Below are 9,740 nucleotides of genomic sequence, written 5' to 3' on the forward strand. Positions count from 1 at the left end.
CATGGTCGCGGCGTGGCACCCGAGAAGCTGGCCGAACTGACCACGCCCTTCTACCGCGGCGACACCGCCCGCACCGCCGCCACCGGCGCCGGCCTGGGCCTGGCCATCGTCGACAAGTCGCTCCAGCGCATGGGCGGCAGCCTGGAGCTGGCCAACGCCGCCGACGGCGGCTTTGTGGCGCATGTGCGGTTGAAGCGGGCACCGTAGATGGAGCACCCGGTCCCATGGGTACATGGGCCCACCCACCGAGCGGGTTGCCGCGGCCGCCTTCGGAGCGGCCCGGCGCTGGCCACGGTTAGCGGCCTACGAGCAGCACCACCGCCCGCGCCTCGATCGCGCGGCCCTCGCCCACCGGGCCCATCTTCTCGGCGGTCTTGGCCTTGACGTTGACCCGCTCGACCGGGATGCCCAGCGACGCGGCCACGCGCTCGCGCATCGCGGGGATGTGCGGCGCCATCTTCGGGGCCTGGGCCACGATGGTGGTGTCCACGTTCACCGGCTCCCAGCCGGCGGCGCGCACGCGGCGCACGGCCTCGACCAGCAGCGCCACCGAATCGGCGCCCTTGAAGGCCGGGTCGGTGTCCGGGAAGTGGCGACCGATGTCGCCCAGCGCGGCGGCACCGAAGAGCGCGTCGGTGATGGCATGCAGCAGCGCATCGGCATCGGAATGACCCAGCAGCCCATGGCTATGCGGGATGGTCACACCGCCCAGGATCAGCGGCCGGCCGGTGACCAGTTGATGGGTGTCCCAGCCTTCGCCGATGCGCAAGGCGGGGATCGTCGGAGTCGTCATGTTCAAGCGTCCTGTGGGTCACGCGGGGCCGCCATTGTGGCTACGCCTCCACACCCACGCACAGCTGGCACTCGAAGCCTTCGCCGGACGACCGGCCGTTCATCGGCGGGTAACGCTCGAAGCACGGCACCTGCGCCAGCTTCAGGCCGCTGCCCGGCAGCCAGTCGCGCAGCAGCCACGTCCAGGCATCGCCGATGCCCATCGGCGTGCCGCTGAACGGCATCTCGGCATAGCGGCCGGCCAGCAGCGTCAGCAGCATCGCGCCGCCGGTGGGCACAAAGCCCGCCGGCACCTGCACCGCCGCGTCGTAACGGCATTCGTGCGGGTCGGTGATGCTGGGGTCGTCGTAGCCGATGCCGTAGCAGGGGGCGTCCATCAGCCCGTGCTGGGCCAGCCAGGGCGCCATGGTGTCGCGCCAGAACCGGCCGACGCCCGGGCCGTAGGGCCCGACGTAGCGCAAGCAGGCCAGGTGCACGGCATCACGGTCGTGCAGGGTGACGGTGGTCATGCCGAGGTCTCCTGGGAAGTGGCGCGACGCGGCTGGCTCAGTGCCTCGTCAACACGATGGGCGCGCCGTGGGTGACGATCAGCGTGTGCTCGAACTGGGCCGAGAGGTTGCCCGGCCCACCCGACAGCGTCCAGCCGTCGCCGGTGTCTTCGGCCATGCGGGCGCGGGTGGAAAGAAACGGCTCGATGGTGATCACCATGCCGGCTTGCAGCACCCGCTTTTCGCTGGGGTCGGCAAAGCCGGGGATGAACTCGGGCGCCTCATGCAGCGCGCGGCCCACGCCGTGGCTGCCCAGGTTGCGCAGGATGCGAAAGCCCGTCTGCCGCGCCACGCGCTCGATGCTGCGGCCGATGGCGGCCACCGGCCGGCCGGCGCGGGCCTGGCCCAGCGCTTCGTCGAGCGCATGGCGGGCGGCCCAGCACAGCCGCGTTTTCACCGGCGTGGTGGGCGGCACCACGCGGGTGCCGCCGGTGTCGGCGAAGTAGCCGTCCAGCTCGGCCGACACGTCGATGTTGACCACGTCGCCCTTGCCGATGCGGCGCGCGCCCGGCACGCCGTGGGCGGCCTCTTCGTTGATGCTGATGCAGGTGGCGCCGGGAAAGCCATAGGTGAGCTGCGGGGCCGACCGCGCGCCCGCGGCCGCCAGCATGCGCTGGCCGATGGCGTCCAGCTCGTCGGTGCGCATGCCGGGCTCCAGCGCGTCCAGCATCGCATGCAGCACGTCGCTCACCAGCGTGCCGGCGCGGCGCAGGCCGTCGATGTCGGCTTCGGTTTCAATCGTCATGCGTTCCTCCGTTCAGTGGTGATCAGGCGTTCGGCCAGCGCGAAATCGCCGGGCCAGGTGACCTTGAAGTTGGCGGCATCACCCACCACCAGGCGCGGCTGCAGGCCCAGCGCCTCGATGGCGCCGGCTTCGTCGGTGGGTGCGTCGCCGATGGCGGCCAGCGCGCGCTGCAACAGGCCCAGGCGGAACATCTGCGGCGTTTGCGCGGCCCACTTGGCGCTGCGGTCGATGGTGGCGGCCACGCGGCCTTGCGCATCGGCCTGCTTCAGCGTGTCGGCCACCGGCAGGGCCAGCAGGCCGCCCACCTCGTCGGGCAGGCAGGCGTCGATCAGGCGGTCGATCCAGGCCGGATGCACCAGGCAGCGGGCGGCGTCGTGCACCAGCACCCAGTCGTCGGGCTGCGCGCCGCGCGCCGCCAGCACCTGCAGGCCGTTGGCCACGGTGGCCGCGCGGCTGCTGCCGCCGCAGCGGGCCAGCCATTGGGTGGCCTCCTGCGATCCATAGCCGGGCACCGCGGCTTCAAAGGCCGCATCGTCTGTCGACAGCACCACCAGCGTGGCCGCCAGCCGTGGCACGGCGGCCAGCGCGGCCAGCGTGTGGGCCACCATGGCATGGCCCGCCAACGGCACGTACTGCTTGGGCCCGTCGGCCCCCGAGCGTGCGCCGATGCCGGCGCAAGGAACAAGGGCGTAGCAGCGGGGCATCCGCTCGGCGGGCTGGGTCATCGGCCGGATTCTAGAATTCGCAATGGCTTCGCCGTCCGTTCCCCTGCCTTCCATCGCGCCCGGCAAGCGCTTCACCCTTCCCCGCCCCCCCGGTTCCGCCGATGCGCTGCTGCTGGCACGCCTGGCCCAGGCCCGTGCCGCCGAAGGCCGGTTGCTGGCCATCGTCACGGCCGAGCCGTCGGACACCCAGCGGCTGGCCGATGAGCTGCCCTTCTTTGCGCCCGGCATCCGCGTGGCCGTGTTCCCCGACTGGGAAACACTGCCCTACGACACCTTCAGCCCTCACCAGGACCTGATCTCGGAGCGGCTGGCCACGCTGTGGCGGCTGTGGAGCCACACGCAGACCGGTAACCAGGCCACCGAGCGCGACGTGGACGTGGTGCTGCTGCCCGCCACCACCGCCCTCACCCGGCTGGCGCCGCCCAGCTTTCTGGCGGGCACCACCTTCCACTTCAAGCAGAAGACGCGGCTGGACGAAGCGCGCCTCAAATCGCAGCTGACGCTGGCCGGCTACCAGCATGTGAGCCAGGTGGTGTCGCCGGGTGAATACGCGGTGCGCGGCGGGCTGATCGACCTGTTTCCGATGGGCTCGCCGGTGCCTTACCGCGTCGACCTGTTCGACGACGAGGTGGACTCGATCCGCACCTTCGACCCCGACTCGCAGCGCAGCCTGTACCCGGTGCCCGAGGTGCGGCTGCTGCCCGGCCGCGAGTTTCCGATGGACGAGGCCGCCCGCACCGCCTTCCGCGCCCGCTGGCGCGAGAAGCTGGACGGCGACCCCACCAAGTCGCGCATCTACAAGGACATCGCGGCCGGCATCGCCACTGCCGGCATCGAGTACTACCTGCCGCTGTTCTTCGACGAGACGGCGACGATGTTCGACTACTTCGGCGAGCAGGCGGCGGTGGTGCTGCACGGCACGGTGGACGAATCCATCGCCCGCTTCTGGACCGACACCCGCGACCGCCACCGCTTCCTGCAGCACGACCCCGAGCGGCCCATCCTGCCGCCCGAGCAGCTGTTCCTGAAACCCGAAGACTTCTTCGGCCTCACCCATGCGCATGCCACGCTGTCGCTGCGCGGCGTGGAGCCTTCGGACTGGGCACGCCCGCTGCCCGACGTGAGCGTGGACCGCGGCGCCACCGAACCGCTGGCCGGCCTGGAAGCGCACCTGAAGAACACGCCGGCCCGTGTGCTGCTGGTGGCCGAAAGCGACGGCCGCCGCGAAAGCCTGCTGGAGCTGCTGCGCGACCACCGCATCGACGTGCCCAGCGTGGCCAGCCTGGCCGAGTTCGAGGCTGGCGACGAGAAGGTGGCCATTGCCGCCGCGCCGCTGGCCCAGGGCTTTCACTGGCATACGCCCGACACCTCGATCCAGTTCCTGACCGAGACCGAACTCTTCTCCACCGCGCCCAGCTCACGCCGGCGGCGCAAGCAGGAACAGGTCAGCAACGTCGATGCGCTGATCAAGGACCTGTCGGAGCTGAAGGTGGGCGACCCGGTGGTGCATGTGAACCACGGCATCGGCCGCTATGTGGGCCTGCTCAACATCGACCTGGGCGATGGGGCCAGCGAGTTCCTGCACCTGGAATACGCCGACAAGGCCACGCTGTACGTGCCGGTGGCGCAGCTGCACCTGATCAGCCGCTACACCGGCGTCAGCGCCGATGAAGCGCCGCTGCACAAGCTGGGCTCGCCGCAATGGGACAAGGCCAAGCGCAAGGCGGCCGAGCAGGTGCGCGACACCGCGGCCGAACTGCTGAACCTGTATGCCCGCCGCGCCGCGCGCGAGGGTTATGCCTTCCGCTTCTCGCCGCACGACTACGAGGCCTTTGCGGCCAGCTTCGGCTTCGAGGAAACGCCCGACCAGCGCGCCGCCATCCATGCGGTGATCCAGGACATGGTGAGCCCGCGGCCGATGGACCGGCTGGTGTGCGGCGACGTGGGCTTCGGCAAGACCGAGGTGGCGCTGCGCGCGGCCTTCGTGGCGGTGCTGGGCGGCAAGCAGGTGGCGCTGCTGGCGCCCACCACGCTGCTGGCCGAGCAGCACTTCCAGAACATCGCCGACCGCTTCGGCAAGTGGCCGGTGAAGGTGGCCGAGTTGTCGCGCTTTCGCTCGACCAAGGAGATCAATGCCGCGCTGGAAGGCATCGAGGCCGGCACCATCGACATCGTGGTGGGCACCCACAAGCTGCTGAGCCAGAGCGTCAAGTTCAAGCGGCTGGGGCTGCTGATCATCGACGAGGAACACCGCTTCGGCGTGCGCCACAAGGAAGCCATCAAGGCCATGCGGGCCGAGGTGGACGTGCTCACCCTCACCGCCACGCCCATTCCGCGCACGCTGGGCATGGCGCTGGAAGGCCTGCGCGACCTCAGCGTCATCGCCACCGCGCCGCAGCGCCGGCTGGCCATCAAGACCTTCGTGCGGTCCGAGACCAGCGGCGTCATCCGCGAAGCGGTGCTGCGTGAACTCAAGCGTGGCGGCCAGGTGTACTTCCTGCACAACGAGGTGGACACCATCGAGAACCGGCGCCAGAAGCTCGAAGAGCTGCTGCCCGAAGCGCGCATCGGCATCGCCCACGGCCAGATGCCCGAGCGTGAGCTGGAACGGGTGATGCGCGACTTCGTGGCCCAGCGCTTCAACGTGCTGCTGTGCTCCACCATCATCGAGACCGGCATCGACGTGCCCTCGGCCAACACCATCATCATGAGTCGGGCCGACAAGTTCGGCCTGGCCCAGCTGCACCAGCTGCGCGGCCGCGTGGGCCGCAGCCACCACCAGGCTTATGCCTACCTGCTGGTGCCCGACATCGAGACGCTGACCAAGCAGGCCGCGCAGCGGCTGGAAGCGATCCAGCAGATGGAAGAGCTGGGCTCGGGCTTTTACCTGGCGATGCACGACCTGGAGATCCGCGGCGCCGGCGAGGTGCTGGGCGACAACCAGAGCGGCAACATGATGGAGGTGGGCTTCCAGCTCTACAACGACATGCTGAGCGAGGCGGTGCGCTCGCTCAAGAGCGGCAAGGAGCCCGACCTGCTGAGCCCGCTGGGCGGCGTGTTCGGCGCGGCCACCGAGATCAACCTGCATGCGCCCGCGCTGCTGCCCGACAGCTACTGCGGCGACGTGCACACGCGGCTGAACCTGTACAAGCGCCTGGCCACCGCCAGCACGCCGGCGCAGATCGACACACTGCTGGAAGAGATCACCGACCGCTTCGGCAAGCTGCCGCCGCAGGGTCAGACGCTGTTCGACACCCACCGCCTGCGGGTGCTGGCCAAGCCTTATGGCGTGAGCAAGATCGACGCGGCGCCGCGCCTGATGGTGCTGAGCTTCCGCCCCAACCCGCCGGTGGACGCGATGAAGATCATCGAGCTGGTGCAGAAGAACCGCCACATCAAGCTGGCCGGCAACGACAAGCTGCGCATCGAACGCGACATGCCCGAGGTCAAGGACCGGGTGCAGCTGATCCGCGACGTGCTGCGGTCGTTGGGGCAGCCGAAGGAAGGCTGACCGTCGACGTCAGGCGGGTCCCAGGTAGGCGTAAGCCACGATCTCGATCTTCATGCCCGGCACCACCAGCCCGTTGACGCCCATGCTGGAACGGTTAGGGTACGGCGCCTCGAAGAACTCGCGGTATACCGCGTCGATGGCCTTCATGTCCTGCACGTCGGTCATGTAGATCAGCACCTGCGTCACGTCGGCCAGCGTGCCGCCGGCCGCCTGCACCGCCTGGCGCAGGTTGCTGAAGGTCAGGCGCGCCTGGTCCTCGATGGGGCCGGTGTCGATGCTGCCGTCGGGCCGCGCCGGGCCGTGGGCGGTGAACAGCAGGCCTTGCGCCTGGGTGGCCCAGGAAAACGGCTGCGCCAGGGCCGGCAGGCCCACATCTATCACTTTCTTCATCTTGAAGCCTTGGTTTCTAAGGTGTGACACCTAATCACGCACCGCAGGCCATCATTTCACACCGACCTGCCTTCAGCGATTTTTGGCGGCGTCCGATATGACATCACAAGCCGGCTGCCACCGTGGAGGTGCGTGGGCCGCGGCTGAGATGGAGACGATGGACATGGAGTGGGTACGCAAGGTCAGCTTGGTCAAGCGGACAACGATCGGTTTCGGCTTTGCCGGCGCCATGATGACGGGCATCGGCGCCACGGCGGCCTGGCAGCTCAATGCGCTGGGCCACGGCGGCGCGGCCTGGAGCCTGGGCATGGCCACGGCCACCGGCGTCGGCCTGATCACCGTCGCAGCCTGGCTCATCCGCAGCAGCATCAAGAGCTCGGTCGAAGACACGGTGCAGGTGGTCATCCGCATGGGCGGCGGCGATCTGGAAACCAAGGTCGAATCGCCGGGCAAGGACGAGATCTCGTGGCTGCGCTATGAGCTCAACAGCATGCGCAAGAAGCTGCGCACCATGGTGCTGGACGTGCGCGGCAGCGTGGAGATGGTGAAGTCGGCGTCGGACGAGATTGCCAACGGCAATGCCGACCTGTCGGCCCGCACCGAAAGCCAGGCCTCCGCTGTGCAGCAGACCGCCAGCTCGATGGACGAACTGGCCGCCACCGTGCGCACCAACGCCGCCAATGCCGAAGAAGCCAACCGCGTGGTGATGGACTCAAGCAGCGTGGCCACCCGCGGGGAAGAGCTGATGCGCGGCGTGGAAAGCCGCATGGCCGAGATCAATGCCAGCGCGGCGCGCATCGCCGACATCATCGGCGTGATCGACGGCATCGCCTTCCAGACCAACATCCTGGCGCTGAATGCGGCGGTGGAAGCCGCCCGCGCCGGTGAACAAGGCCGCGGCTTTGCGGTGGTGGCCGGCGAAGTGCGCAGCCTGGCCCAGCGCAGCGCCACGGCGGCGCGCGAGATCAAGTCGCTGATCGGCGACAGCACCGAGAAGATCGGCGCTGGCTCCACGCTGGTGGAACAGGCCGGCAAGACCATGCGCGAGTTGCTGGAGCGGGTGACGCATGCCTCTTCCCTGATGAGCGCGATCAGCCAGGCCGGGCATGAGCAAAGCCTGGGCATCGGCCAGGTGCACGATGCGCTGGCGCAGATCGACGGCGTGACCCAGCAGAACTCGGCCCTGGTGGAACAGGTCTCGGCCGCGGCGCAATCGCTCAAGGGCGAATCGGACAAGCTCAAGAGTGCGATGAGCGGGTTCCGGGTGGCCGGGTGAACCCTCGGCTGCGCACTTAAACTGCGGGGCTTTGCGCGGCCCCCCGAATGACTGCACCGAACACCGCTGACGGCCTGGTGATCCAGGGTTTCACACCCCCGCTGGCCCTGGCCGACTTCCGGCTGATCGCGTTCGACATGGACTCGACGCTGATCAACATCGAGTGCATCGACGAGATCGCCGATGCCGCCGGCCGCAAGGCCGAGGTGGCCGCGATCACCGAAGCCGCGATGCGCGGCGAGATCACCGACTTCAAGGACAGCCTGCGCCGCCGCGTCGCCCTGCTGGCCGGCGTGCCGGCCACCGCGCTGCAGGACGTGCTGGACCAGCGCCTGCGCCTGAACCCCGGTGCCGAGACGCTGCTGCGCACCTGCCGCGAGGCGGGCCTGAAGACGCTGCTGGTGTCGGGCGGCTTCACCTTCTTCGCCGACCGGGTGCGTGAGCGGCTGCAGATCGACAGGGCGCGCAGCAACGTGCTGGAGGTGGTCGACGGCCACCTCACCGGCCGCCTGGTCGACCAGCCCTGGGGCGACATCTGCGACGGTGAAGAAAAGAAGCGCACGCTGCTGGCCCTGTGCGCCGAGCACGGCTTCGAGCCGCGCCAGGCGATTGCCGTGGGCGACGGCGCCAACGACCTGCCGATGATGGGCGCGGCCGGCTTGTCGGTGGCCTACCACGCCAAGCCCAAGGTGCGCGCCCAGGCCATGGTGGCCATTAACGTAGGCGGGCTGGACCGGCTGCTGGAAGTGGTTCAGCCGCGCTGAAGCCGCAGCGCCATCGACTGCGCCGTGCGGCGCAGCGGGCGTGAGACCTCGGCCACGGCCGCGAGCCGCTGCCAGAACTGCAGCGCCACCTCGCGCGCCGGCGAACCCAGCGCCACCGCATCGGGCTCGAAGGGCTCGATGTCCACCAGGCCTTGCGCCATGTCGGGCCGCCAGCGCATCGGCAGCATGTCGTACACAGGCGCCAGGCCGCTGAAGCGGCCACGCGGCACGTCATCAGGCTGTACCCACAGGCTGAGGTTGCCGAAATGCATGTCGGTGTTGCCGATCAGGCGGCCGAAGTGCAGCAGCGCCTCGGCCTGCGCGCCGGCCCCGGGCGGCAGCCGCCGCTGGCGTTCCAGCTCGCGGCAGGTGGCGCCCCAATGCTGCCGGCCACCGGGCACGAAGGCCGCATGCACCGCGTCCAGCGGCACCGCATGCAAGCGGCCGCCGCCGGGTAGGCGGTCGAATCGGCGCGACACCAGGTAAGCCCGGCGCGCCGTCTGCACCACCTGCGCCGCCGCCACCGGCACGCCCCACTCGGCCAGCACCTGCAGCGCCAGCGCCTCGGCCTGCAGCAGGTCGCGCCAGCGATCGCCAAAAGGCGTGCCCAGCGGCGGTGTGAACTTGACGATGAGCGGGTGGCCCGTCTCGTCATGCGTCAGGAACTTGGCCTGTTCACCGCCCGCCGACGATCCGGCGGGCAGCGTGGCCGCCACTTCATCGGCCAGCGCATCCAGGTCGGGCGCTGCGCCCGTGGTCGGCGGCACCAGGTTGCCGGCCGGCGGCTCGCCCAGCACCAGCGCGCCCGGCGCATCGTGCAGCAGCAGCGCGGTGGCCAGCACCTGTTCCAGCGACCAGCGGTCGGGGTTGGCGTCCAGCCCGCGCTGCGCCCATTGCTGCGCCAGCACCCGACCCAGAAAGCCCTGCGCCCGCAGCGGCGCCAGGAACCAGGGCAGGCCGCCCTGGGTCAGGCTGTCCAGCCCGTCGGC

At 69.8% G+C, this 9,740-nt stretch carries 10 protein-coding genes; 4 read left to right on the plus strand and 6 right to left on the minus strand.

Going from position 1 to position 9,740, the window contains the following annotated elements; genetic code table 11:
* On the plus strand, window positions 1-207 hold a 207-nt coding region (locus ABNT58_RS12145), incomplete at its 5' end, for an ATP-binding protein (RefSeq protein ID WP_348753734.1).
* 88 nt (window positions 208-295) lie between these two features.
* On the opposite strand, the gene ispF is transcribed toward ABNT58_RS12145, so the two are convergent.
* The 4 genes from ispF to ispD are packed head-to-tail and all read right to left on the minus strand — an operon-like array spanning window position 296 to window position 2,810.
* On the minus strand, window positions 296-793 hold the full coding sequence (gene ispF / locus ABNT58_RS12150; RefSeq protein WP_348753735.1) for a 2-C-methyl-D-erythritol 2,4-cyclodiphosphate synthase: 498 nt from the start codon (window positions 791-793) through the stop codon (window positions 296-298).
* A 40-nt stretch (window positions 794-833) separates the two neighbouring features.
* Window positions 834-1,301, minus strand: a complete 468-nt coding sequence (locus tag ABNT58_RS12155) for a GyrI-like domain-containing protein (RefSeq protein ID WP_348753736.1) — start codon at window positions 1,299-1,301, stop codon at window positions 834-836.
* A gap of 37 nt (window positions 1,302-1,338) precedes the next feature.
* Window positions 1,339-2,085: a type I methionyl aminopeptidase gene (map, locus tag ABNT58_RS12160; RefSeq protein WP_348753737.1), complete on the minus strand. Its 747-nt coding sequence runs from the start codon at window positions 2,083-2,085 to the stop codon at window positions 1,339-1,341.
* Window positions 2,082-2,810, minus strand: coding sequence for a 2-C-methyl-D-erythritol 4-phosphate cytidylyltransferase (gene ispD, locus ABNT58_RS12165; RefSeq protein WP_348753738.1), 729 nt, complete (start codon window positions 2,808-2,810; stop codon window positions 2,082-2,084). The genes map and ispD overlap by 4 nt, the downstream gene beginning before the upstream one ends.
* A 22-nt stretch (window positions 2,811-2,832) precedes the next feature.
* Between ispD and mfd the strand changes: the two genes are divergently transcribed.
* Window positions 2,833-6,321, plus strand: coding sequence for a transcription-repair coupling factor (gene mfd / locus ABNT58_RS12170; RefSeq protein WP_348753739.1), 3,489 nt, complete (start codon window positions 2,833-2,835; stop codon window positions 6,319-6,321).
* Window positions 6,322-6,330: 9 nt separating this feature from the next.
* Here the strand turns inward: mfd and ABNT58_RS12175 are convergent, their stop codons facing one another.
* Window positions 6,331-6,711 (minus strand): RidA family protein, encoded by a 381-nt coding sequence (locus ABNT58_RS12175; protein WP_348753740.1) that lies wholly within the window; start codon window positions 6,709-6,711, stop codon window positions 6,331-6,333.
* Between the two features lie 163 nt (window positions 6,712-6,874).
* On the opposite strand from ABNT58_RS12175, the gene ABNT58_RS12180 reads away from it, so the two are divergent.
* On the plus strand, window positions 6,875-7,987 hold the full coding sequence (locus ABNT58_RS12180) for a methyl-accepting chemotaxis protein (RefSeq protein WP_348753741.1): 1,113 nt from the start codon (window positions 6,875-6,877) through the stop codon (window positions 7,985-7,987).
* Window positions 7,988-8,034: 47 nt separating this feature from the next.
* Window positions 8,035-8,751: a phosphoserine phosphatase SerB gene (serB, locus tag ABNT58_RS12185; protein WP_348753742.1), complete on the plus strand. Its 717-nt coding sequence runs from the start codon at window positions 8,035-8,037 to the stop codon at window positions 8,749-8,751.
* Here serB and ABNT58_RS12190 read toward each other — a convergent pair.
* A partial coding sequence (locus tag ABNT58_RS12190; RefSeq protein WP_348753743.1) for a HipA domain-containing protein occupies window positions 8,739-9,740 on the minus strand: 1,002 nt, incomplete at its 5' end. The genes serB and ABNT58_RS12190 overlap by 13 nt on opposite strands.

The sequence above is a fragment of the uncultured Aquincola sp. genome, from assembly GCF_964001545.1.
Classification (GTDB): Bacteria; Pseudomonadota; Gammaproteobacteria; order Burkholderiales; family Burkholderiaceae_C; genus Aquincola.